Raw genomic sequence first — 23,506 nt, 5'->3', positions numbered from 1 at the left:
CCGCGCCCGCGCGCAGGCTCACGCGCCGGTCTCCCGCAGCGCGCGCTGCAGCGAGCGGTTGCCCGGATCGCGCCTGCGCGCATCGTCGAAATAGCGGCGCGCCTCGTCCTTGCGCCCCAGCACCCACAGCACCTGGCCGAGATGGCTGGCGATGTCGGGGTCCTTCTGCAGGGCATAGGCGCGGCGCAGCTGCTCCAGCGCGTCGCGCGGCTTGCCCAGCTTGAACAGCACCCAACCGTAGCTGTCGATGATGGCGGCATTGCCGGGATCGGCCACGCGCGCGCGGTCGATCAGCTCCAGCGCCTCGCGGTAGCGGGTGGTGCGGTCGGCCAGGGTGTAGCCCAGCGCGTTCAGCGCGGCCACGTTGTCCGGCGCGATCACCAGCACCCGGCGCAGGTCGGCCTCGGCGCGGTCGATCTGGTCCTGGCGCTCCCACATCAGGGCGCGTGCGTACAGCAGCTCGAGGTTGTCGGGGGAACGCCGCCAGCCCGCGCGCGTAGGCATCGCGCTCGCCGGCAACGTCACCGTCCTTCTGCCGCAGCTCGGCTTCCAGCAGGTAGCCGTCGCGGCGCGCATCGTCATCCAGCGCGGCATCGGACTGCAGCGCGCGCACCTCGTCGTAAGCCTGCGCCTTCTTGCCCATCGCATGGCGCACACCGATCGCGCGCAGCCGTGCCAGTACCTGCGCGCGGCTGCCGGGCACGCTGGCATACCAGGCCAGCGCCTCGTCGTAGCGCTGCAGCAGCTCGGCCACCTGCCCCAGCAGCAGGCGGCGCATCGGATTCGGCTGGGTGGCGCCGGCCTTGAGCTCGGCGTACAGCGCGGCCAGCCCGTCCTTGTCGCCCAAGCCGTCCAGCAGGTCGGCGCGGCGCGCATAGGTGGAATCGTCCTGCGGGCCGGACGCCAGCACTTGCGCGGCGCGCGCGGCGTCGCCCAGGGCCTCGTATTCGCTGGCCAGGCCGCCGCGCAGGGCGGTCGATCGCCGGGCCGGCGCCGGCACCGCGTCCAGCACCGCGCGCGCCTGCTCCAGATCACCGGCCTCGCGCGGCCACTGCGCGCGCAGCAGGGCCACCCGCGGCTCGCCGGGGAAGCGCTTCACCACCTGGGCGACGATGCGATCGACCAGCTTCGGCTGCTCCAGCCGCTGTGCCAGCCCGCCGAACGCCAGCCAGGCCTGCAGCTGCGCGGGCAGCTCGCCGCGATCGACGATCTCGCCCACCATCGCCACCACCAGCGCCGGCTGCCGCCCGACCGCCCCGGTCAGGGCCGCCAGCGCGGCCTGCCAGCCGTCGTCCGCGGCCAGTAGCCGGCGCAGCTCCCGCCGCGCCGGCGCCTTCTGCCCGGCGCGCAGGGCCAGGGTGGCCGCCATCATCTGCCGCGCCTGGCTGTCCTGCGGCTGCAGCTGGCGCCAGGTCGCCAGCGCCTCGGCCGCGAGCGCGTCACGGTCGGCCAGCAGCGCGATGCGGGTGGCGCGCTCGGCCAACACCGGGTCGGCAGCGGCACGCGCCGCGGCCAGGTAGTCGCGCGCGGCCTCCGGCAGCAGCCCGCCCTGCAGGGCGAACTCGCCGGCCATGCTGGCCTCCAGCGGATCCACCCGCGCCGCCTGCGCGGCCGGCTTCGGCCCAGGCTTCGCCGCCGGCGACGCGGCCAGGGCCGGGGCGGCGCAGGCCAGCGCCAGCAGCAGGACGAGCAGGCGCAGACCTGGACGATGCGGGATGGGCATGGGCGCGGCGGCTACAATGATTGGTCGGGCCCGCAGCTTAGCGCAGGCGCCTGAACGAATTCCGCCGCGTCCACGCCATTCCCGCCCATGCCCCTGCTCGTCCTCGGCATCAACCACCAGACCGCGCCGGTTGCCCTGCGCGAGCGGGTGGCGTTCGCCGCCGAGGCGCTGCCGCCGGCGCTGGAGACCCTGCGTGGCGTGGACGGCGTGCGCGAGGCGGTGCTGCTGTCCACCTGCAACCGCACCGAGCTGTACGCGCATGCCGAAGGCGACGGCCGCGCGCTGGCCGACTGGCTGGCGCGGCACCCCGGCGCCGGCGAGGACCTGCACGCCTACCTGTACCGCCATCGCGACGGCGAGGCGGTGCGCCACCTGTTCCGGGTCGCCAGCGGGCTGGATTCGCTGGTACTGGGCGAGCCGCAGATCCTCGGCCAGGTGAAGCAGGCGTGGACCGCCGCGCGCGCGGCCGGCACCCTGGGCGGGCCGCTGGACCGGATGTTCCAGCAGGCGTTCGCCACCGCCAAGCGCGCCCGCACCGACACCCGCATCGGCGCCAACCCGGTCTCGGTGGCCTCGGTGGCGGTGCGCCTGGCGGAGGAGAACTTCGCGCGCCTGGACGACTCCAGCGTGCTGCTGATCGGCGCCGGCGAGACCATCGAGCTGGCCGCCCGCCATCTCGCCGAGGCACGCGTGCAGCGCCTGCTGATCGCCAACCGCACCCTCGCCCACGCGCAGGCGCTGGCCAGCCGCCATGGCGGGATCGCGCTGCCGCTGGAGGAACTCGACCGGCACCTAGCCGAGGCCGATATCGTGATCGCCGCGACCGCCAGCCGCACTCCGATCCTGCACCGGGTGCAGATCGAGCACGCGCTGCGCCTGCGCCGGCACCGGCCGATGCTGCTGATCGACCTGGCGGTGCCGCGCGACATCGCGCAGGACGTGTCCGGGCTGCGCGATGTGTTCCTGTACACCGTGGACGACCTGCAGCGCGCGATCGAGGACAACCGCCGCAGCCGGCGCGAAGCGGCGCAGCAGGCGGAGGCGATCATCGAACTGCAGGCGGCCCGCTTCATGGAAACCTGGCAGGCCAGCGCCCGCCAGCAGCCGCTGCTGCAGCTGCGCGCACACGGCGAGGCGGCACGCGCCGAGGCGCTGGCCAAGGCGCGCGCCCAGCTCGCCGCCGGGCTACCGCCGGAGCAGGCGCTGGAGCTGCTGGCGCACACCCTGACCAACCGCCTGCTGCATGCCCCCACGGTGGCCCTGCGCGAAGCCGCGCGCGGCGGCGATGCCGAACTGGCGCGCGCCGCGACGCGGCTGTTCCCGCCCGCGGATACCGGCGACGGGCACCCATGACCCCGGCCCTGCGCCGCAAGCTGGAAGCGCTGCTGGAACGGCGCGAGGAAGTGGAGCGCCTGCTGGCCGATCCGGCGGTGGCGGCCGACCCCGCGCGGTTCCGCACGCTCTCGCGCGAGTTCTCCAGCCTGCAGCCATTGGCCGATGCGCTGGCGGCGGAGGCGCGCGCGCGCGCCGACCTCGAAGCCGCGCAGGCGCTGCGCGAGGATCCGGAGCTGCGCGCGCTGGCGGACGACGAAATCGCCACTGCCAGTGCGCGCCTGGCGCAGCTGGAACGCGAGCTGCTGGCGCAGCTGGTGCCGAAGGACGCGCGCGACGACGGCGGCCTGTACCTGGAAGTGCGCGCGGGTGCCGGCGGCGACGAGGCGGCGATCTTCGCCGGCGACCTGTTCCGGATGTACGCGCGCTATGCGGAAGCGCGCGGCTGGCGGGTCGAAGTGGAATCGGCCAATCCCGGCGAACACGGCGGCTACAAGGAAATCATCGCGCGTATCGAGGGCGAAGGCGCGTATGCGCGGCTGAAGTACGAAGCCGGCACCCACCGCGTGCAGCGGGTGCCGGCCACCGAATCGCAGGGCCGCATCCACACCTCGGCGGCGACGGTGGCGATCATCGCGCTGGAGCCCGAGGGCGACACCGAGATCGTCATCAATCCCGCCGACCTGAAGGTGGACACGTTCCGCAGCTCGGGCGCCGGCGGCCAGCACGTCAACAAGACCGAATCGGCGATCCGCATCACCCACCTGCCGAGCGGGCTGGTGGTGGAATCGCAGACCGAGCGCAGCCAGCACGCCAACCGCGACAAGGCGATGAAGCGCCTGCAGGCGATGCTGGTGGAAGCCGAGCTGGAAAAGCGCGCCGCCGCCACCGCCGCCGACCGCAAGCTGCAGGTGGGCAGCGGCGACCGCAGCCAGCGCATCCGCACCTACAACTTCCCGCAGGGCCGGATCACCGACCATCGGGTGGAAGGCCTGACCCTGTACGACCTGCCCAACGTGCTGGACGGCGCGCTCGATCCGCTGATCGATCGCCTGCAGCAGGAGCAGCAGGCCGAAGCGCTGGCACGCTTGGCACGCGAAACCTGACCCAGCGCCCCATGGTGTCCATCCCGCCCGTCCGCGCGATATCCATTCCACATGAGGTTGCCATGCCGCTCGCCATCGTCCGCGCCGGCCCCGCCGATCTCGATGATCTCGCCCTCCTGTTTGACGCCTACCGCCAGTTCTATGGCCAGCCGGCCGACCTGGCGCGGGCGCGCGAGTGGCTGCGCAGCCGCCTGCGTCTGGGCGAGGCGGTGGCGCTGCTGGCCCGCCGCGACGGCGCGGCGGTCGGCTTCGCGCAGCTCTACCCCATTTTTTCCTCGGTACGCACGGCGCGCCTGTGGGTCCTGAATGATCTATACGTCGCCGCGGACGCGCGCCGCAGCGGGGTGGGCCGCACCCTGCTGGATTCCGCCGCCGCGTTCGCCCGCAGCGATGGCGCCGCCGGCATCGCGCTGGAAACCGCGCGGGACAACGCCGCCGCGCGCGCGCTGTACCGCGCCGCCGGCTGGCGCGAGGACGCTACCCAGTGGTACTCGCTGGACTTCGCCGCCGGCGTACACTGAGCGCGCGTGCAGCCCTGGCGACGGCGGCCTACACTGCCGGCGTCGTCCATGCCGAGGGCCTGCCGGTGCCGATCGATGCCACCCTGCGATTGCTCAGCAAGGCCCGCGGCCTGAGCGTGGCCGACATCGCCACCGCGATCCCGCGCGCCGGGATCGGCACCGTCAACGCCTGGCTGAAGGGCGAGAAGCTGCCGGGGCGAGATCAGGCCGAAGCGCTGGCGCGCGCGCTGGGCGTGCCGGCCGGCGCGCTGCTGGCGGAGCTGGCGCAGACCCTGGACCCGGCGCGCACCCGCGGCGAGCACCAGCTGCTGGCCGCTTATCGCGCGCTGTCTCCGCGCCAGCAGGGCGCGCTGCTGGAGGTGGCGCGCGGCCTGGCGACCAATGCCGGAGCCGGCGATACCGCCCCCCGCAGGCCCGCGCCGCGGCGCAGGGAAGCCGGCATGAAGCCGCTCAGGCGCAAGGCCTATGAAGCGGCGCTGGAGCCGATGCTGCTCGAACTGGATGCCGCCGCGCGCTGGGTCAGGCACGCCGGCCAGCGTCTGCTGGTGCTGTTCGAGGGCCGCGACACCGCCGGCAAGGGCGGCGTGATCAAGGCCATCAGCCAGCACCTGGACACCCGCCAGTTCCGGGTGGTGGCGCTGCCCAAGCCGACCGAACGCGAAAGCACCCAGTGGTATTTCCAGCGCTACGTACCGCACCTCCCCGCCGCGGGCGAGATCGTGCTGATGGATCGCAGCTGGTACAACCGCGCCGGGGTCGAGCGGGTGATGGGCTACGCCAGCCAGGCGCAGGTCGCCGCCTTCCTGAAACAGGCGCCGGTGTTCGAAAAGCTGCTGGTGGACGACGGCATCCTGCTGTTCAAGTACTGGCTGACCTGCGACCAGGCCGAGCAGGAAGCCCGCTTCGCCGAGCGCCGCGCCGATCCGCTCAAGCGCTGGAAGCTTTCGCCGGTGGACGTGGCCGCGCGCACCCGCTACACCGACTACACCCGCGCGCGCGAGGCCATGCTCGCGGCCACCCATACCCGCCACGCACCGTGGCGGCTGGTGGATTTCAACGACCAGCGCCGCGGCCGCCTGACCCTGATCCGCGACCTGCTGGATCACCTGCCCGCCACCGATGTGCCCGAGCCGGTGTTCGACCTGCCGCCGCTGCCCGGCAAGCCCGCGCGCGAACGCTTCGGCACGCTCAGGCCGCTGCCTTCCTGGACACAGGATTAGGCGCGCGATCAGGGCGGGCAAGCGTCTGCACAGGCACACTGCGGAAATCCTCCGCTGCGGCGCTGCCGCCATGCGTTCACGCCACGCCTGCCACCCTTGCCATGTGCATCGGTGGCGCCGATGGTGATGATCGAGATTTTCGAATGGAACACCCCGCCGCATCGACTAATGTGATCGAACGCGCCATCGCGATCGTCCGCACCCATCGCTATGGCCTGCCGCATCCCCACCCCGGACCACCCCACGCCGTCGATGGCATGAACGCGATCAGCGCCAAGCTCGATGCCCGCACCCGCGACGCCGCGCTGTCGGCGCTGCGCTCCCGCGGCCGCATGCGCCTGCTGCCGTTCATCGGCCCAGCGGTGATCGCCTCGGTGGCCTACATCGACCCCGGCAACTTCGCCACCAACCTGCAGGCCGGTTCGCAGTTCGGCTACACCCTGCTGTGGGTGGTGCTGTGGGCCAACCTGATGGCGATGCTGGTGCAGGGGCTGTCGGCCAAGCTCGGGATCGCCACCGGGTGCAACCTGCCGGAAGTGATCCGCGACCACTGGCCGCAGCCGCTGGTGTGGTTCTACTGGGTACAGGCCGAGTTGGTGGCGATCTTCACCGACCTCGCCGAATTCCTCGGCGCCGCGCTCGGCTTCCATCTGCTGCTGGGGTTGCCGATGGAAGCCGCGGTGGTGCTGGCGTTCGCGGCCACCATGGGCATCCTGTACCTGGAGCAGCACGGCTTCCGTGGGATCGAGCTGGCGATCGCCGCGCTGGTGGGGGTGATCGCGCTCACCTTCGGGGTGCAACTGCTGTTCACCCAGGTCGCGGTCGCGCCGGCACTGGAAGGGCTGCTGGTGCCGCGCCTACCGGGGCCGGAGGCGACGTATCTGGCGGTCGGCATCCTCGGCGCGACGGTGATGCCGCACGTCATCTACCTGCACTCCAGCCTGACCCAGCACCGGCTGGTGGTACCGGAGGCGGAAAAGCCGGCGCTGATGCGCCAGACCCGGCGTGAGGTGCTGCTGGCGATGGGCCTGGCCGGGCTGATCAACCTGGCGATGCTAGCGGTGGCGGCCGGTGCATTCGCCGGCCAGCAGGGAATGGACGACCTCGGCGCGGTGTGGGCGAAGATGGGCCATACCCTCGGCCCGGTGGCCGCGAGCGCGTTCGCGGTGGCGCTGCTGGCCAGCGGACTGTCCTCGAGCGCGGTCGGCACCCTGTCCGGACAGGTGGTGATGCAGGGCTTCGTGGGCTTCCGCATCAGCCTGTGGCTGCGGCGCAGCCTGACCGCGGTGCCGGCGCTGGTGGTGATCCTGCTCGGGCTGGATCCGACCCGGGTGCTGGTGTTCTCGCAGGTGGTGCTCTCGTTCGGCATCCCGTTCGCGCTGGTGCCGCTGATGCGCTTCACCGCGCGCCGCGAGCTGATGGGCGCGCTCGCCAACACCCGCGCGATCAACCTGCTGGGCTGGCTGGTGACGGTGCTGATCGTGGCCCTCAACCTGTGGCCGCTGGCCGGCCTGCTGCGCGGAAGCTGAGGCGACGCCCGGACACGTCAGCCAATGGCGAAGCCGTCGCAGTCCGGCGGCGACGCCAGGTCCTCGCGCACGACCTCCGCCACCCGCGCCCGCGGCGGCCCCTGCCGCAGCCAGCGCGCCAGTTCCTCCAGTGCCTGCGGCGCGCCCACCGCCAGCACCTCGACCCGGCCATCGGCCAGGTTGCGGGCATGCCCGCGCAGGCCCAGGCGCTGCGCCTGCGCGCGGGTGGCGGCGCGGTAGGACACGCCCTGCACGCGCCCGGAGACGTGGAAGCGCGCGGCCTGCATCAGCCCGCCTTCGGCCCGCCGCCAGCGGCGATGTCGTCCTCGATCATCCGCGCCGTCACCGGCCCGGTGTACTTGCGCGCCACCCGGCCATCGGGCGCGATCAGCCAGGTGGTCGGCAACCCGCGCGGCGCGCCGAAGTCGCGCGGCGGGTCGTACACGTCCACCTGCGCCACCGGGTACACCACCGGATGCCTGGCCAGGAACGCGCGCAGAACACTCGCATCGGTGTCCTCATAGGCCAGCCCGATCACCGCGATGTGCGGCCGCATCGCCGCCAGCGCCGACAGCTCGGGCATCTCCTTCAGGCACGGCCCGCACCAGGTGGCCCAGTAATTGACCAGCACCCACTTGCCGCGCTGCGCGGCAAGGTCGTAGGCCGCGCCGTCCAGGGTGGTGACGCGCAGCTGCGGGCGCTGCGCGGCGGCGGCATCGCCCGGCGCCGGCGCGGGCGCCGATGGCGTCGACGCCGGTGCAGCGACGGGCGCGGAAGGCGCCGGCGACTGCGGCGCGCGCGAACAGGCCGCCAGCCACAGCGGCAGCAGGATCAGCGAAAGACGGGGGACGGACATCGGCTTCATTCCTCGGGAAGATCGGCATACACGCTGGACACCGGCCGCCGCAGCAGATCGCCGAGCGGCTCGCGCAACTGCGCGATCGCCGCACGCACCGCCGCGCCCAGCGCATCCTCGGGCGGCGGGATCGGCACCTCGGCCAGCGGCACCCGCAGCCGTGCGGCTTCGTACAGCTCGTCCAGGCGCACCTCGTCGAGATCGCGCGCCAGCAGCCATTCGCCGCTTTCCGCGCGCTGCACCACCTGGATCGCCGCCAGCCGGTCCAGCAGATCCTGCAGCTGAGCTGTCGGTCAACGCCGGCTCCAGCGCCAGGAGGTCCGCCTCGGACAGGCCCTTGCCGCGCACGCGTGCCTGGCGGAAGCGGCCGAGCATGCGCAGCAACCCGTACAGCTCGTGCCCGTGCGGCAGCCGCAGCGCCCTCGGCTGATAGCGGAACGCGGCCAGCGACGAGGCGAACGAGGCCCCGCACAGGATCGCGCACCAGCTGAGGTAGATCCACAGCATCAGGATCGGCACCAGCGCCACCGCGCCGTACAGCTTCTGGTAGGAATCGAAGGTGCCCAGATACAGCCCCAGCCCCGACTTCACCAGTTCGAACAGCAGCGCTGCCAGCAGCGCGCCTGCCAGCGCGTGCCGCCAGGCGACGTCGCGGTGCGGCACCAGCCTGAACACCGCGGCGAACGCCAGGAGTTCGATCAGCATCGGCGCAAAACGCAGCAGCAACGCCTCCAGCCAGCGCCCGGGCAGGGTCTCGAAAATGGCCAGCGCGAAGAAGCGGGTGGACAGCGCCAGGCTGGCCGCCGCCACCAGGGTGCCCAGGGTCAACACCGTCCAGTACATCAGAAAGCGGGCGAGCCGCGGGCGGGCCCCGGACACCCGCCAGATGCGATTGAACACCGCCTCCACGCTGCGCAGGGTCAGCAGCAGCGAGACGATCAGCGCCAGCGCGCCGGCGGCGGTCAGCGAGCGGGTATTGGCGGCGAAATCGGCCAGATAGCCCGATACCGCACGCGCCGCGCTGGGCACGAAGTTGGCGAAGATGTAGTCGGTCAGGCGCGCGCTCCAGGCCTCGAACACCGGCGATACCGACAGTACCCCGAATACCACCACCGACAGCGGCACCAGCGCGAACGCAGTGGTGTACGACAGCGAACCGGCGGCCTCGAACAGGCGGTCGTCCAGAAACCGTCGCAGCACGAAGCGCGCGAAGCCGGCGGCGCGGCCGTGGTCGCGCAGGCGCTCGCTCCAGCGATGGATCGACGATGGCCACTGCATCGTCACAGCCTACCCGATGCCATGCAGGCGCCGCATGCCCTATCCTGCCGCCATCCGATCACTCCCCTCGCGCCATGCCCGACATCCTCGTCCTGTACTACAGCCGCGGCGGCTCGGTGGCACGCCTGGCCCGCCAGATCGCGCGCGGTGTCGGGGAAGTGGACGGCATGCAGGCGCGGCTGCGCACGCTGCCGCCGGTGGCGCCGCTCACCACCGTCGCCGCCCCGCCCGAACCCGAGGCGGGCGCACCCTACGTGGAGCCGCGCGACCTCGCCGATTGCGCCGGCCTGCTGCTGGGCAGCCCCACCCGGTTCGGCAACATGGCCGCGCCGGTCAAGCATTTCCTCGACACCCTCGGCGCGGAATGGGCCAGCGGCACCCTGGTCGGCAAGCCGGCCGGGGTGTTCACCTCCACCGCCACGCTGCACGGCGGGCAGGAATCCACCCTGCTGACGATGCTGGTGCCGCTGCTGCACCACGGCTGCGTGATCGCCGGCATCCCGTTCACCGAACCCGCGCTGTCCACCACCCGCAGCGGCGGTACCCCATACGGGGCCAGCCACGTGGCCGGCGGCGACGACCACCCCGAACCAACCGAAGAAGAAGCGCTGCTGGCGCGTGCGCTCGGCCGGCGGGTGGCCGGACTCGCGCGGAAGCTGCAGGCATGAGCGCGCCGGCCTATCTGGCCGGCGTGCTGCTGGCGCTGGCGCTGCTGTTCGCTGGCTGGGCGCTGGGGCACCCGCATCCGCTGGCCGGGCTGCTGGTGTTCGCGCTGCCGCCGGCGCTGCTGGCGGTGGCTGCGCTGCGGTCCTGGCGGCGCGCCGGTTTCACCGCCGGGGTGCTGGCCCTGCTGTGGTTCAGCCACGGGGTGATGCTGCTGTGGGCGGAGCCGGGCGCGCGCGCCTGGGCCGCCGGCGAAACCCTGCTGGCCCTGCTCATCGTGCACGCCGCCTGCCTGCCGGGCTGGCGCGCGCGCCGCCTCGCCCGTCAGCCCGCCGCCCGTCCATGAGCGCTTCCGATCCCCGTCTGGCCGGGCTGGCGCCGGAGGTCATCGCGACCCTGCACGCAGGCGCGCGCGCGCTGCGCGACGGCCGCCTGCCACAGGCACTCACCCTGCTCCACGATGCGCAGCGGCAGGCGCCGCAGCACCCCGAGCCGCTGCGCTATCTGGCCCTGGCCCAGCTGCAGGGCCGCCGCACCGAGGCCGCCGTGGCCCTGCTGCGGCAGGCGCTGGGCCTCACCCCTGACGACGCCCAGCTGCACAGCGATCTGGCTGCTGCGCTGGCCGCCAGCGGCGATGCCGAGGCCGCCCTCGCCGGCTGGCGACACGCGGCGGCGCTGGACCCGGCGCTGGTGAGCGCCTGGTTCAACCTCGGCCGCAACCTGCAGCAGCAGGGCGACACCGCAGAGGCAATCGTCGCGCTGGAACGCGCCTGCGCGCTGGCACCGCAGGCGCTGCCGCCGCGGGTGCTGCTGGGCGATGCGCTGGTGCACGCCGGGCGCTTCGCCGAGGCCGCCGGCCACTACCGCGCCGCGCTGGCCGTGCATCCGGCCTGCGGGGATGCCTGGCGCGGCCTGTCCAACATCAAGACCATGCCGCTGGATGAGGCCGACGCCGTCGCGCTGCGCGCGCAGCTGCAGCGCGCCGATGTGGTCGCCAGCGATCGCATCGCCATGCTGTATGCGCTGGGCAAACTGGAAGAGGACCGCGACCGCCACGCCGAGGCACTGGCTGCCTTCAGCGCCGCCAACGCACAGCAGAAAGCGCTCACGCCGTGGAGCGCCGACGCCTTCCGCGCCTACATGCAGCAGGCGCTGGCGGCGACCGCCACACTGCCCGCGCCGCTCGATCCGCGGCTGGGCGAGGAGGTCATCTTCATCGTCGGCCTGCCGCGCTCCGGCTCGACCCTGTTCGAGCAGATCCTGGCGGCGCACCCGCAGGTCGAAGGCGCCAGCGAGCTGCCGGATCTGGGCATCGTGATCCAGCAGGAATCCAGGCGCCGCGGCGTGCCCTACCCGCAGTGGATCGCGCAGGCCAGCGCCGGAGACTGGCACCGGCTGGGCCGCGAGTATCTCGCGCGCACCGCGCGCTGGCGCCAGCGGCGGCCGCGCCATACCGACAAGCAGCCCGACAACTGGAAGCATGCGGGCATCCTGCGCGCGATGCTGCCCGGCGCGACCATCATCGAAACCCGCCGCGACCCGCTGGAAACCGCGTGGTCCTGCTTCAAGCAGCCGTTCTACAGCCAGCCGCACTTCGCCAACGACATGGCCGACATCGCGCTGTACATGCAGGGCTGCGCGCACGCGATGCAGCAGTGGCGCGTGCGCGACCCGGCGCGTATCCGCCTGCACGTGTACGAGGACCTGCTGGCCACGCCCGAAGCGCGCATCCGCGCCCTGCTCGCCGATTGCGGGCTGCCCTTCGACCCGGCCTGTCTGGACTTCCATCGCGCCGGGCGCAGCGTGCGTACTGCCAGCGCCGCCCAGGTGCGCCAGCCGCTGCGCGCCGATACCGCCCGCGCGCTGGCCTACGGCCTGCTGCTGGAGCCGCTGCTGACCCTGCTGCAAGCGCCGCCGCCGCTGTAAACGGCCCGGTTTTCAGGGACAATGATGGGTATGGACAATCTGCTCATCGTCACCACCGGCGGCACCATCGACAAGATTTACTTCGACGCCAAGTCGGACTATCAGGTCGGCGATCCGCAGATCGGCCAGATCCTGCAGGAGCTGGGCGTGGCCTTCCGCTTCCACGTGATCCCGCTGCTGCGCAAGGATTCGCTGGAGCTGACCGACGCCGACCGCCAGCTGCTGCGCGCCACCATCGCCGCGCAGGAAGAAACCCGGGTGCTGGTGACCCATGGCACCGACACCATGGTGGAAACCGCGCGCGCGCTGGCCGGTCTGGCCGGCAAGACCATCGTGCTGACCGGCGCGCTCAGCCCGGCGCGCTTCCGCGGTTCCGACGCGGAGTTCAACATCGGCTGCGCGATCGGCGCCGTGCAGTGCCTGCCCGAGGGCGTGTACATCGCCATGAACGGGCGCATCTGGGACCCGGCGCGGGTGCGCAAGAACGTCGAAGCCAACCGCTTCGAGGAAATCGGCATCGACTGAGCGCGAACCCGGCGCCCGCCGGACCCGGCGCGAAGCGGCCACCTCGCGCAGCGGCGTCACCCCGGCGCTTGCAATCCCACGAAAAAGCCGACCCCGGCCGAAGCCGGGGTCGGAATGATGCGCCGGATTTCCGGACGGATCAGTTGGTGCCGTAGCTCAGAGTGACCCCGGAGAATGCCGAGTACGCATACACCCGGATGTAGTAGGTGGTGTTGCTGGTCGGGGTCAGGGTGCAGGTCTCGTTGTTGCCGGTCAGGTACGGACGGCAGGTGTAGCTGCTGGTGGTCGGCGTGCTGCCGGCGCGCACGTACAGGTCGGCATCGCCGGTGCCGCCGGAGATCTTGATGGTGGCCGTCTTGCCTGCCGCCACCGCCAGGGTGTAGGTGCTGGACCAGTTGCCGGTGGAGACCGACGGCAGGCTGACCGTGGTGGTTCCGCCACCGCCGCCACCACCGGTGGTGTAGTCACCCACCAGGCTGACGCCGGAGAAGGACGAGTAGGCCTTCAGGCGCACGTAGTAGGTGCCGGCCGACGGCGAGGCGAACGCGCAGCTCTCGGCATTGCCGGACTTGTACGGGCGGCAGTCGTAGGAGGTATCGGTCGGCGCGCTGCCGAACTTCACGTACAGATCGGCGTCGCCGGTGCCGCCGGACATGTTGAAGGTCAGGTTGCTGGCACCGGAAGGCACCGTCATGGTGTACACGATCTCGCTGCCGGTCGCCGCCGACAGGCCGGTGACGGTGACGCCCTTGGTCAGGGTGCCGCCGGTGCTACCGCCGCCACCGCCGCCGCTCGGGCAGGTGACGCCCACCGCCGAGAACGCCGCAGTGACATCGGACACGCTGTAGCCCAGGTCCTGCGCTGCCGTCTGCACGCCGCAGGCGCCGCTGTTGAAGGTGCTGCTGGCGGTCCAGTAGTTGGCATTGGCGCGCGCGAACACCTTGAACGCCTTCGGCACGCCCCAGCCCGAGGTCTTGGCCAACAGGCAGAAGGCCTTGTTGTACACGCCGGAGCTGTAGTGCACGTCGAGACCGCTGGTGTAGTTGGCGGCATTGTCGATCGAGGCGCCGTCCTGGGTCGGGTTGCACATGTAGCGCAGCGCGCCGGTGCCCTTGAAGATCTCGGCGCCGACCAGGAAGTCGTTGCTGCCCTTCCAGTAGTACTCGGTGGCTTCGCCGCCCATGTCGGAGAAGGCCTCGTTCATGCCACCCGACTGGCCGGAATAGGTCAGGTTCGAGTGCTGCTCGGTGAAGCCGTGCGAAACCTCGTGGCCAGCGACATCGGAGCTGACCAACGGATAGAACGTGCTGGCGCCGTCGCCAAAGCTCATGGTGGAGCCATCCCAGAAGGCGTTCTCATAGTTGGTCTTGTAGTGCACGCGCATCACCAGCTGGAAGCTCAGCGCGTTGTAGCCGGTGTAGGCCGGGTACATATTGGTGATCACACCGCCGAACTGGAACGCGTCATTGATCGGCGAGTAACCGCCGTTGATGGTCTTGTAGGTATTGCGCGGGCAGGTGTAAGAGAAAGCGGTGGTGCCGGTGGTACCGCCGTTGAGGTTCACCGCCTTCACCTTGGTGTTGTTCATGGTGCAGGTGCTGCCGGACTGGGTGACGTCCATGTAGCCGTAGATCCCGCCCGAGCCCCATTCGTACTGGCCGGTCTTGGTATTGCCGCCGGGGCCGGTGCCCACCAGGGTGTGCTGCAGGTTCTCCCACTGCTTGATGACCCGGCCGCTGATCGCGTCGATCATGATGATCGGACGGGTCGGGTTGCCCGCCAGCGAATCGGCGAAGAAGGTCACCGCATAGGCCAGATGCGCCTTGCCGGCGTCATCGATGAAGACGACCAGGTCGGACTTCTCGTTGCGGGTCTGCATCGCGGCCAGGGCATTGCCCAGCGCGATGCGCTTGCCCGCCGCCAGCGCCGCCGCACGGGTCAACTTCGGCGTGGTGGAGGTGATATCGCGCTCCAGACCGGACACCATGGTGCCGAACAGGGCGCGCACGTTGCCGGCACCATCCTCGCTCACCACCACGCCCTGGCCGAACACCGGAATACCGCGCCAGGCCTGGTCGTAGCGGTAGTTGCGCACGCCGTGGTCGGCGATCGCGTTTTTCATCAGCAGCGTGTTGTCGGCATTCAGGCCGAGGAACTGCTCGTGGCGACGGTGGACCATGGTGGCCACGCCCTTGCCGGCGGTCAGCGCCTGGTACTGCTGGCGCAGCTGCGGGACGTTGCGCTGCAGCAGGTCGATGCGATCGGCCGCCTGCGCGCTGCCGGCGGCAAGCGCGAGCAGGATGGCGGTGCCGAGAAGATGAGTACGGGAACGATTCACTGGTATTACCCCTGGGTGAGATTGGTTGGGGGCCGTTGCTCGGCCCGGACGAACGACACAACCCCTGCGCCCCCTGGCGTGATACCGCCATGTTTTCCCTGACGCAGGCTTGCCTGCTTCCTGAACAGAAGCCGAAGCAGCGGCCGACATTCCCGCGCTACTGCCGCACTGTCAAGAACAGTACGGAATATCTATATTCTATTTAGAAATATACAAGTGAAGCCCGCCTCGTTGCTTGGCCTTGCCCCCCCCGACCAGCCCAGAACCGGGCGATCAGCCCGCTTGGCGAGGCAGATTTTCTGCACTGCAACAAGCTCGGGCGCTGACACTGCGCGTCACTTTATGACAGGGAGAGGCTATGCCCATGGTCACGGCGCCCCAACCAGCCTCACGCCTCTGGCGTGACCACCCACCCACGGGCCGCCGGAACCGGCCTCAGAACATCCCGGTCTCGAGTCTGGCCACGTCCGACATCATGGTCTGGTTCCACGGCGGGTCGAACACCAGCTCGATGTCGGTCTCGGTGACGGTCGGAATCTGCTCCAGCTTGCTGCGCACATCGTCCACCAGGATCTCGCCCATACCGCAGCCGGGGGCGGTCAGGGTCATGCGCACCCGCACCCCGCGCCCGTTGCCGCTCTCGGGGGTGTACAGCTCGACCAGATACACCAGCCCCAGCTCGACGATGTTGACCGGAATCTCCGGATCGAAGCAGGTGCGCAGCTGCTCCCAGACCAGCCGCTCCACGTCCTCGTCGCCGGCTCCTTCCGGCAGCACCAGCGGCTCGGCGGGCGGCTTGCCGATGGCATCGCCGTCCTTGCCGGCGATCCGCATCAGGTTGCCTTCGACGAACACCGTCCAGCTGCCGCCCAGGGCCTGGGTGATGTAGCCCACGGTGCCGGCCGGCAGGGTCACCTCGTCGCCCTGCGGCACCAGCACGGCGGGGCAATCGCGCTCGAAACGGACGGGTTCGCTGCTGCGGGAATACATGAATGGGCGGAAACGGGGAATGGAATAATCCGTACCATTCTAGTCCCAATCGGTTTGCCGGTGTCGGCCGGCGATGGGATCATGCGCGGCCCTGCGCCCCGTTCGCCGCCATGCCCCCCACCACACATCCTCGCTGGTACGCCCTGCCCCTGCTCGCGCTGGGTGCCGCCGGCTTCGCCGCGGCGTGGATGCTGCTGGCGCTGGCGCTGGACCGGCAGTGCGCCTGGCTGGCACCGCTGGCGGCGCTGGACATGGTGCTGCTGCTGCGCATGGCGCGCTGGCCGGCCGGGCCCACGCGCGCGGCCTGGGCGGCAGTCGCCACGGCGCTGGTGATCGTCGCTGCCAATTTCCTGATCATCGCCGGACAGGTCGGCGAAAACTTCGGCCTGCGCCCGTGGGAGTCGGCTTGCCTGATCGGACCGCACTACGCCTGGCTGCTGGCCGGGCTGGCGATCGATCGCGCGGACCTGCTGCTGTTCGCGTCCGGCGTGCTGGCGGCGACCTGGGCCGGGTTCAGTGGCCGCCGTCCAGCGCCTTCAACTCGCTGACCAGCGCATTGGCCATCTCCGCGCCGTCGCCGTACAGCATGCGCGTGTTGTCGGCATAGAACAGCGCGTTCTCGATCCCGGCGAAGCCGGTGCCCTTGCCACGCTTGATCACGATGACGTTCTTCGCGCTCACCACGTCCAGGATCGGCATGCCGTAGATCGGGCTGGACGGGTCGGTCTTGGCCACCGGATTGACCACATCGTTGGCGCCGATCACCAGCGCCACGTCGGTATTCGGGAACTCCGGGTTGATGTCGTCCATGTCCGCGATCAGGTCGTAGGGCACACCGGCTTCGGCCAGCAGCACGTTCATGTGCCCCGGCATGCGCCCGGCCACCGGGTGGATCGCGAACTTCACCTTCACCCCGCGGTCGAGCAGGCGCTGGGTCAGCTCCCAGATCTTGTGCTGGGCCTGCGCCACCGCCATGCCGTAGCCGGGCACGATCACCACGCGCCCGGCATAGGCCATCATCGCGGCGACGTCGGCGGCCTCGATCGGCTTCATGCTGCCGGCGATGGCCTGCCCGCCGGAGGCCGCGCCGCCAAAGTTCGAGAACAGCACGTTCTTGATCGAACGGTTCATGGCCTTGGCCATCAGCCGGGTCAGCAGCAGGCCGGCCGCGCCGACCATGGTGCCGGCGATGATCAGCGCCTCGTTGCCCAGCACGTAGCCCTCGAAGGCCACCGCCAGCCCGGTGAACGCGTTGTAAAGGGAGATCACGACCGGCATGTCGGCACCGCCGATCGGCAGCGTCATCAGCACGCCCAGCGCGAGTGCCAGCATGAAGAACGCGATGATGACCGGCAACGACATCGTCCACACCGCGACCACGCCCAGCGCCAGGGTGGCCAGCGCGACCAGCGCGTTGAACCACTGCTGGCCCGGGAAGGTGTAGCGCTTGTCCATGCGCCCGTCGAGCTTGGCCCAGGCGATCACCGAACCGGACAGCGACACTGCACCGATCAAACCGCCGAGCGCGGCCAGCCCGAACTTGAGCGCGAACGGCCACATCGATTCGCCCGCAATGCCGGCCATCGCGACCGCCAGCCCGGCCATCGACGATGAGGCAAAACCGATCAGTTCCACCGCACCGATGGCGGCCGCGCTGCCGCCGCCCATGCCGTTGAACAGCGCGACCATCTGCGGCATGTCGGTGATCGCCACTTTCTTGCCCCAGGCCCAGTTCAGCGCGACCCCGAGCGCGATGGCCACCAGCATCAGGCCGATGTTGTGCATCCCCGGCAGGAAGAAGGTGGCGAAGGTCGCGATCAGCATGCCCACGCCTGCCCACTGGATGCCGCTGCGCGCGGTCTTCGGGCTGGCCATGCGCTGCAGGCCCAGCAGGAACAGGGCGGCGGCGATGAAATAGCTCAGCTTGATCAGGGTCAGCACGCTCACTTGCCGCCCTCCTGCTTGCTGGACTTGAACATCTCCAGCATGCGCTCGGTCACCACGTAGCCGCCGGCGGCGTTGCCCGCGCCGAGCAGCACCGCGACGAAGCCGAGCGCCTGTTCGAGCGGGGTGTCGGCGTGCCCGAGCACCACCATCGCACCGATCAGCACGATCCCATGGATGAAGTTCGACCCCGACATCAGCGGCGTATGCAGGATCACCGGCACCCGGCTGATGATGACGTGCCCGGCGATCGCCGCCAGCATGAAGATGTACAGCGCCCCGAATCCGTCGCCCATCGACCGCCCTCCACCTTCCCCGAAACCGCGCAAGGCAAAACAGGGGTTGCCTGCTCCTTGCCGCATCATAACGGCAACTGAATCCTGCCATCTCCAGGCGAGGGGCTGTCAACCACCCGCGAGCACGCGCGTTCTGCTGAGCACACTGCAACCCATTTCCCATTTCCAAGGAGGCTGTATGTCACGCGCAACACTCATCGGACTGGCCGCACTGCTTTGCATCGGCGGCGCAGCGGCACAGGATCGTGGAGATCGCATCGATCAACGCATGGATGCGCGTGGCGAACGGATCGAGCAGCGCCTGGACACGCGTGGTGACCGCATCGAGCAGCGCTACGACCGCCGCGCGGACATTGCGAACCAGCACGGCCATCCGCAACTAGCTTCCAGGCTGGAGCGTCGGGGCGATCGCATCGACGCACGGCTGGATCGCCGGGGAGAACTTGCCGAGTCCCGCTGGGACCGTCGCGGCGACCGCATCGACCGCCGCCTCGACCGTCGCCACTGAGGCGTGCGGGCAGCCACTAAGCTATGTTGGTGAGCACCTCGCCCCTGCCATCGGCATCCCAAGCGCAAGCAGATCGCGCCGGGCACACCCTCGAACAGTTCCTGGCCGGGGTCGAGGCACGTGCCTTCCGTTTCGCCGAGCTGGCCTTGCGCCAGCGCGACGACGCGCTCGACGCGGTGCAGGATGCGATGCTGAAGATGCTCGCCTACCGTCAGCACCCGCCGGAAGAGTGGCCCCCGCTGTTCTGGAGCATTCTGCGCAACCGCATCACAGACATGCAGCGGCGCGGGCTATTCCGCCTGCGCTGGCTGTTGCCGGGCAGCAGCGATCGCGATGGCGAGACGATCGACTGGGCTGACGACGCCAGCCCGGACCCGTCCCGCCAGCACGATGGCCACGAAGCCTGGACGCGCATCGCCGATGCCCTGCGCGTCCTGCCGGCGCGCCAGCGCGAAGCCTTCACCCTGCGCGTGCTGGAGGAGCTCGCGGTGGCCGATACCGCGCGCATCATGGGCTGCAGCGAAGGCTCGGTGAAAACCCATCTATCGCGCGCACGCGCGGCGCTGCAGGCGCAACTGGAGGACTTCCGATGAATCGCCCGAACGTTTCCGCCGATGCCGGCCACGATCTGCTGTTCGACGCCAGCGTGCGCGCGCGCCACGCCGAGGCGCTGCAACGGCTGTCGCCGCGCGTGCAGGCGCAGCTGGCGCAGCGCCGCAATGCCGCCCTGCGCGGGCAGCCGGCCCCCGCACGGCGCTCGCATCGCCTGCATTTCGCCGCCGCCGGCCTCGCCACCCTGTGCGCGCTGGCGCTGGGGCTGCAGTTCCGGCCGGTGCCCTCGGAAGCCCCCGGCGCCCGGCTGCCGGCAGCGGCGCTGACGGCCGCAACCCCCAAGGCCGCGCGCGCGCGACCACCCTGCTCGACGAAGACCCCGAGTTCTATGCCTGGCTGGGCTCCTCCGATGCCCGCCGGGTCGCCATGGAGTAAGCCCCGATGACCCGCATGACCCAGACCCTCGTCCTTGCGCTGGCCCTGTCGCCGGCGCTGGCCCTCGCGCAGCAGGCCGCACCGGCCGCCGCAGCACCCGCTTCGCCGGCCTATCCGGAATGGGACAAGCTGACCGCTGCGCAACGCGAGCTGTTGATCGCGCCGCTGCGCGAGCGCTGGAACGCCAATCCCGACGAACGTGCGCGCCTGCTGGGGCGCGCCCAGCGCTGGCAGCAAATGACCCCGGCACAGCGCGACCGCATCCATCGCGGGGCCGAGCGCTGGGAGGCGATGACGCCGGAGCAGCGCGAGCAGGCGCGCGCGGTCTTCCACGCGGTGCGCGGGATGGACAGGGACGCCCGCCGCGCGTTCATGGATCAGTGGCAGCAGATGAGCCCGCAGCAGCGCGCGGACTGGGCCAGGGCGCACCCCGCGCCGGCGCGGCCCGACGGCCGCTGAGCCGGGCCCGAACCCGCACGCGCTGCGCTCAGGTGGCGGCGCGCTCCGGCCAGACCGTCTTCGCCAGCAGTTCGTCGTCCCAGTCGAACGCCAGCGCGCCGTCCTTCACCAACAGCATGGCGAAGTTGTAGAGGTTGCGCGCATACATCTCGCTGGCGTGCTGCGCCCCCAGCGAGGCCAGGTTAAGCGGGCCGGCGACGATGACCCCACCCGCCTGCATGCGCTCGCCGGGGCGGGTCAGCTCGCAGTTGCCGCCGGTCTCCGCGGCCAGGTCCACGATCACGCTGCCGGGCTTCATTCCGCCCACCATCGCCGCGGACAGGATCTTCGGCGCCGGCCGCCCCGGGACCGCAGCGGTGCACACCACCACGTCGACGCCCTTCAGGTGCTCGCCCAGCCGGCGCTGCTGCTCGGCGCGTTCCTCGTCGGTCAGAGCGCGCGCATAGCCGCCCTCGCCGACCGCCGACACTCCCAGGTCGAGGAAGCGGCCGCCGAGCGACTCGATCTGCTCGCGCGTCTCCGGGCGCACGTCGAACCCCTCCACCTGCGCTCCCAGGCGCCTGGCGGTGGCGATCGCCTGCAGACCGGCCACGCCGGCGCCGACCACCAGCACCTTCGACGGGCGGATGGTGCCGGCCGCGGTGGTGAGCATCGGAAAGAACCGCGGCGCCAGTTCGGCCGCGATCAGCATCGCCTTGTAGCCGGCCATGCCGGCCTGCGAGCTGAGCACGTCCATCGCCTGCGCGCGGGTGGTGCGCGGCAGCCGCTCCAGGGGAAACGCGACGATCCCGCGCTCCTGCAGGGCCTGCGCGCGCGCCGGATCAGCCTGCGGCTGCAGCATGCCGATCAACACCGCGCCTGGTTTCAGGGTCGCGAGCGCCTCCAGTGGCGGCGGCTGCACGCACAGCACCAGCTCGGCGGCGGCCAGCGCATCCTCGCGCAACTCGGCCCCGGCCTCGGCATAGTGCGCATCCGCGAAGTAGGCGCCCTCGCCGCTGCCCGGCTGCATCTGCACCGCGCACCCGGCCGCCACCAGCTTGCGGCAGGTCTCCGGTGTGAGCGCCACCCTGCGCTCGCCTTCGGCCGTCTCCCGCGCCACGCCCACGATCACCGCCATCGCCTGCTCCGCATCGGTTCTGGGATGCCGCATCCTACCGCTACCATGGCCACCTCCCGCAAGCACGCTGCCACGATGCTCACCCTCCAGGCGCTCGACTCCCGCCGCTCCGTGCCGACCCGGCAATTGACCTCGCCCGGCCCGGATGAGGCGACCCTGCTGCGCATGCTGCGCACCGCGGTGCGCGTGCCCGACCACGGCAAGCGGGTGCCGTTCCGGTTCCTGCGGATCGCAGGCACGGCCCGCGCGGCGCTGGCCGACGCCGCGCTCGCGCGCCTGCGCCAGCGCGAGCCGGACGCCGGCGCGGCGGTGGAGGAGAAGCTGCGCACCCGCTTCACCCTGCCGCCGCTGACGCTGGCGGTGATCGCGCGGCTGGAACCGGACACCAAGATCCCGGAAGCCGAACGCCGCGCCAGCGCCGCCTGCGTCTGCCTGCTGCTGCTGCAGGCGGCGCAGGCCGAAGGCTTCGGCGCGCAATGGCTGACCGGCTGGCCGGCCTACGACCGCCCATTCCTGGAAGGCACGCTGGGGCTGGCGCCCGATGAGGAACTGGTCGGCACGGTCGCCATCGGCACTCCGCAGCTCGCCGCACCCGAGCGCGAACGCCCCGATCCGGCCGCGCTACTGGCGGACTGGCATCCCTGAGCCAGACGGCGGTCGCCGCCTACAATCGCCGGATGAGCGCGCCCACCCTCCACCTCGTCGATGCCTCGCTGTACGTATTCCGCGCCTGGCATTCGCTGCCGGACGAGTTCCACGACGCCGACGGCTGGCCCACCAACGCGGTGCATGGCTTCGCCCGCTTCCTGCTGGAGCTGCTGGAACGCGAGCACCCGACCCACATCGCCATCGCCTTCGACGAGGCGCTGGATTCGTGCTTCCGCAACGCGCTGTATCCGGCCTACAAGGCCAACCGCGAGCCGGCCCCGCCGGAGCTGCGCCGGCAGTTCGCCTGGTGCAAGGCGCTGTGCCAGGCGCTGGGGCTTCCGACCCTGGCGCATACCGACTACGAAGCCGATGACCTGATCGGCAGTGCCGCCCACCGCGCGCGCGGATACGGCTTCCGCAGCGTGATCGTGTCCGCCGACAAGGACCTCTCGCAGCTGCTGCACGCGGGCGATGAGCAGTACGACTTCGCCAGGGGCGAGCGCTGGGGCGCGGACGACGTGAAGGCGCGGCACGGCGTGCACGCGCACCAGATCGCCGACTATCTGGCGCTGACCGGCGATGCGGTGGACAACATCCCCGGCGTCACCGGCATCGGCCCGAAGTCGGCGGCGGTACTGCTGGCCCATTTCGGTTCGCTGGACGCGCTGCTGGAGCGCATCGACGAAGTGCCGTTCCTGCGCCTGCGCGGCGCCGCCCAGCTGGCCGCGCGCCTGCGCGAGCAGCGGACGCAGGTCCTGCTGTGGCGGCAGCTGACCACGGTCGCGCTGGACGCCCCGCTGCCGGTGCATGACTTCACCCGCCAGGGCGGCGACCCCGCCGAACTGGACGCACTGGCCGACTGGGTCGGCTTCGGGCCGCTCACCCGCCGCCGGCTGGCCGCCGCGGCCGGCCCACCCGCCTGACGGCCACCCGCTTGACGACCACCCGCGCACGCTGGCGGTCATCCGCCTGCGCTAGCATCGGGGCATGAATAACGCCCGCGAAATCCTCCACGAAGGCCAATGGCTGCGGCTGGTGCGCATCGGCCATTGGGAGTCCTGCGAACGCGTGCATGGCGAGGGCATGGCGGTGATCATCATCGCCGTCACCCCGGCCGACGAGGTGCTGTTCGTCGAGCAATACCGCATCCCGCTGGGCGCGCGCACGATCGAGATGCCCGCCGGGCTGGTCGGCGACGATCCCGCGCATGCCACCCTGCTGGAAGCCGCGCGCGAGGAGCTGATCGAGGAAACCGGCTGGGCGCCGGGTCGGCTGGAGCTGCTGCTCACCGGCCCCACCAGCGCGGGCCTGACCAACGAGCGCATCGCCTTCGTGCGCGCCCGCGAGCTGGTGCGGGTGGGCGCAGGTGGCGGCATCGGCGACGAGCGCATCACCGTGCACGCAGTACCGCGCCATGAGGCCCCGGCCTGGCTGATGCGCAAGCACGCCGAAGGCTACGAACTGGACCTCAAGCTGTGGGCCGGGCTGTGGATGATCGAACGCAATCCGGACGGCAGTCCAGCGGATTGATCGCCGTCTG

General features: G+C 71.1%; 24 protein-coding genes and 2 pseudogenes. 16 read left to right on the top strand and 10 right to left on the bottom strand.

Annotated elements, in window-relative coordinates; all coding sequences use genetic code 11:
- Window positions 1-18: 18 nt before the first annotated feature.
- Window positions 19-1,723, bottom strand: a pseudogene (locus tag LJB71_RS04470) (tetratricopeptide repeat protein).
- An 87-nt stretch (window positions 1,724-1,810) separates the two neighbouring features.
- Here LJB71_RS04470 and hemA point away from each other — a divergent pair.
- The 5 genes from hemA to LJB71_RS04445 all read left to right on the top strand — a co-directional run bounded on the left by hemA (window position 1,811) and on the right by LJB71_RS04445 (window position 7,431).
- Complete coding sequence (gene hemA, locus LJB71_RS04465; protein ID WP_259303242.1) at window positions 1,811-3,076, top strand: glutamyl-tRNA reductase; 1,266 nt, start codon at window positions 1,811-1,813, stop codon at window positions 3,074-3,076.
- Window positions 3,073-4,161 (top strand): peptide chain release factor 1, encoded by a 1,089-nt coding sequence (gene prfA, locus LJB71_RS04460; protein ID WP_259303241.1) that lies wholly within the window; start codon window positions 3,073-3,075, stop codon window positions 4,159-4,161. Before hemA ends, prfA begins: the two co-directional genes overlap by 4 nt.
- Before the next feature lie 62 nt (window positions 4,162-4,223).
- Window positions 4,224-4,682, top strand: coding sequence for a GNAT family N-acetyltransferase (locus LJB71_RS04455; RefSeq protein ID WP_259303240.1), 459 nt, complete (start codon window positions 4,224-4,226; stop codon window positions 4,680-4,682).
- Window positions 4,683-5,122: 440 nt separating this feature from the next.
- Entirely contained in the window at window positions 5,123-5,902 is a 780-nt protein-coding gene (ppk2, locus tag LJB71_RS04450; protein WP_259304734.1) for a polyphosphate kinase 2, read from the top strand.
- Between the two features lie 143 nt (window positions 5,903-6,045).
- Entirely contained in the window at window positions 6,046-7,431 is a 1,386-nt protein-coding gene (locus LJB71_RS04445; RefSeq protein ID WP_259303239.1) for an Nramp family divalent metal transporter, read from the top strand.
- A 17-nt stretch (window positions 7,432-7,448) separates the two neighbouring features.
- On the opposite strand, the gene LJB71_RS04440 is transcribed toward LJB71_RS04445, so the two are convergent.
- The 3 genes and pseudogenes from LJB71_RS04440 to LJB71_RS04430 all read right to left on the bottom strand — a co-directional run bounded on the left by LJB71_RS04440 (window position 7,449) and on the right by LJB71_RS04430 (window position 9,565).
- Window positions 7,449-7,718: an acylphosphatase gene (locus LJB71_RS04440; protein ID WP_259303238.1), complete on the bottom strand. Its 270-nt coding sequence runs from the start codon at window positions 7,716-7,718 to the stop codon at window positions 7,449-7,451.
- Entirely contained in the window at window positions 7,718-8,287 is a 570-nt protein-coding gene (locus LJB71_RS04435; RefSeq protein ID WP_259303237.1) for a TlpA disulfide reductase family protein, read from the bottom strand. Before LJB71_RS04435 ends, LJB71_RS04440 begins: the two co-directional genes overlap by 1 nt.
- Window positions 8,288-8,292: 5 nt before the next feature.
- Window positions 8,293-9,565 (bottom strand): annotated as a pseudogene (locus tag LJB71_RS04430) (YihY family inner membrane protein).
- A 74-nt stretch (window positions 9,566-9,639) separates the two neighbouring features.
- Between LJB71_RS04430 and wrbA the strand changes: the two are divergent.
- The 4 genes from wrbA to LJB71_RS04410 are packed head-to-tail and all read left to right on the top strand — an operon-like array spanning window position 9,640 to window position 12,679.
- Entirely contained in the window at window positions 9,640-10,233 is a 594-nt protein-coding gene (wrbA, locus tag LJB71_RS04425) for an NAD(P)H:quinone oxidoreductase (RefSeq protein WP_259303236.1), read from the top strand.
- Window positions 10,230-10,574 (top strand): DUF2069 domain-containing protein, encoded by a 345-nt coding sequence (locus tag LJB71_RS04420; RefSeq protein ID WP_259303235.1) that lies wholly within the window; start codon window positions 10,230-10,232, stop codon window positions 10,572-10,574. The genes wrbA and LJB71_RS04420 overlap by 4 nt, the downstream gene beginning before the upstream one ends.
- Entirely contained in the window at window positions 10,571-12,154 is a 1,584-nt protein-coding gene (locus LJB71_RS04415) for a tetratricopeptide repeat-containing sulfotransferase family protein (RefSeq protein ID WP_259303234.1), read from the top strand. Before LJB71_RS04420 ends, LJB71_RS04415 begins: the two co-directional genes overlap by 4 nt.
- A 30-nt stretch (window positions 12,155-12,184) precedes the next feature.
- Window positions 12,185-12,679: an asparaginase domain-containing protein gene (locus tag LJB71_RS04410; protein ID WP_259303233.1), complete on the top strand. Its 495-nt coding sequence runs from the start codon at window positions 12,185-12,187 to the stop codon at window positions 12,677-12,679.
- Between the two features lie 139 nt (window positions 12,680-12,818).
- On the opposite strand, the gene LJB71_RS14515 is transcribed toward LJB71_RS04410, so the two are convergent.
- Both LJB71_RS14515 and sufT read right to left on the bottom strand, forming a co-directional pair.
- The gene (locus LJB71_RS14515) at window positions 12,819-15,017 is read right to left on the bottom strand and encodes a pre-peptidase C-terminal domain-containing protein (protein WP_310649387.1); all 2,199 of its coding nucleotides are present in this window, start codon (window positions 15,015-15,017) and stop codon (window positions 12,819-12,821) included.
- 435 nt (window positions 15,018-15,452) lie between these two features.
- Complete coding sequence (gene sufT / locus LJB71_RS04395) at window positions 15,453-16,007, bottom strand: putative Fe-S cluster assembly protein SufT (RefSeq protein WP_259303232.1); 555 nt, start codon at window positions 16,005-16,007, stop codon at window positions 15,453-15,455.
- 110 nt (window positions 16,008-16,117) lie between these two features.
- On the opposite strand from sufT, the gene LJB71_RS04390 reads away from it, so the two are divergent.
- Window positions 16,118-16,555 (top strand): hypothetical protein, encoded by a 438-nt coding sequence (locus LJB71_RS04390; protein WP_259303231.1) that lies wholly within the window; start codon window positions 16,118-16,120, stop codon window positions 16,553-16,555.
- Here LJB71_RS04390 and LJB71_RS04385 read toward each other — a convergent pair.
- The 3 genes from LJB71_RS04385 to LJB71_RS04375 form a co-directional block, all read right to left on the bottom strand.
- Window positions 16,521-17,954: an NAD(P)(+) transhydrogenase (Re/Si-specific) subunit beta gene (locus LJB71_RS04385; RefSeq protein ID WP_259303230.1), complete on the bottom strand. Its 1,434-nt coding sequence runs from the start codon at window positions 17,952-17,954 to the stop codon at window positions 16,521-16,523. The two genes, LJB71_RS04390 and LJB71_RS04385, sit on opposite strands and share 35 nt — an antisense overlap.
- The gene (locus LJB71_RS04380; protein ID WP_259303229.1) at window positions 17,951-18,247 is read right to left on the bottom strand and encodes an NAD(P) transhydrogenase subunit alpha; all 297 of its coding nucleotides are present in this window, start codon (window positions 18,245-18,247) and stop codon (window positions 17,951-17,953) included. Before LJB71_RS04380 ends, LJB71_RS04385 begins: the two co-directional genes overlap by 4 nt.
- Window positions 18,248-18,428: 181 nt before the next feature.
- Entirely contained in the window at window positions 18,429-18,620 is a 192-nt protein-coding gene (locus LJB71_RS04375; RefSeq protein ID WP_259303228.1) for a hypothetical protein, read from the bottom strand.
- 158 nt (window positions 18,621-18,778) lie between these two features.
- Here LJB71_RS04375 and LJB71_RS04370 point away from each other — a divergent pair, with 158 nt between their 5' ends.
- From LJB71_RS04370 to LJB71_RS04360, 3 genes are read left to right on the top strand one after another with little or no spacing between them, the layout of a single operon-like run.
- The gene (locus LJB71_RS04370) at window positions 18,779-19,348 is read left to right on the top strand and encodes an RNA polymerase sigma factor (RefSeq protein ID WP_259303227.1); all 570 of its coding nucleotides are present in this window, start codon (window positions 18,779-18,781) and stop codon (window positions 19,346-19,348) included.
- A complete protein-coding gene (locus tag LJB71_RS04365) occupies window positions 19,345-19,752 on the top strand; it encodes a hypothetical protein (RefSeq protein ID WP_259303226.1) in 408 nt (135 codons plus the stop codon). Before LJB71_RS04370 ends, LJB71_RS04365 begins: the two co-directional genes overlap by 4 nt.
- Window positions 19,749-20,201 carry a DUF3106 domain-containing protein gene (locus tag LJB71_RS04360; protein WP_259303225.1) on the top strand — a complete coding sequence of 151 codons (453 nt, stop codon included), beginning with the start codon at window positions 19,749-19,751 and terminating at the stop codon, window positions 20,199-20,201. The genes LJB71_RS04365 and LJB71_RS04360 overlap by 4 nt, the downstream gene beginning before the upstream one ends.
- 28 nt (window positions 20,202-20,229) lie before the next feature.
- Here the strand turns inward: LJB71_RS04360 and LJB71_RS04355 are convergent, their stop codons facing one another.
- On the bottom strand, window positions 20,230-21,318 hold the full coding sequence (locus LJB71_RS04355) for an NAD(P) transhydrogenase subunit alpha (protein WP_259304733.1): 1,089 nt from the start codon (window positions 21,316-21,318) through the stop codon (window positions 20,230-20,232).
- A 45-nt stretch (window positions 21,319-21,363) separates the two neighbouring features.
- On the opposite strand from LJB71_RS04355, the gene LJB71_RS04350 reads away from it, so the two are divergent.
- The 3 genes from LJB71_RS04350 to LJB71_RS04340 all read left to right on the top strand — a co-directional run bounded on the left by LJB71_RS04350 (window position 21,364) and on the right by LJB71_RS04340 (window position 23,496).
- Window positions 21,364-21,963, top strand: a complete 600-nt coding sequence (locus tag LJB71_RS04350) for a nitroreductase (RefSeq protein WP_259303224.1) — start codon at window positions 21,364-21,366, stop codon at window positions 21,961-21,963.
- Between the two features lie 32 nt (window positions 21,964-21,995).
- A complete protein-coding gene (locus LJB71_RS04345; protein ID WP_259303223.1) occupies window positions 21,996-22,889 on the top strand; it encodes a 5'-3' exonuclease H3TH domain-containing protein in 894 nt (297 codons plus the stop codon).
- Window positions 22,890-22,953: 64 nt separating this feature from the next.
- Complete coding sequence (locus LJB71_RS04340; protein ID WP_259303222.1) at window positions 22,954-23,496, top strand: NUDIX hydrolase; 543 nt, start codon at window positions 22,954-22,956, stop codon at window positions 23,494-23,496.
- Window positions 23,497-23,506 lie beyond the last annotated feature (10 nt).

The sequence above is a fragment of the Thermomonas sp. S9 genome, from assembly GCF_024704365.1.
Lineage (GTDB): Bacteria > Pseudomonadota > Gammaproteobacteria > Xanthomonadales > Xanthomonadaceae > Thermomonas.
This window is presented reverse-complemented; position numbering and strand designations above follow the sequence as displayed.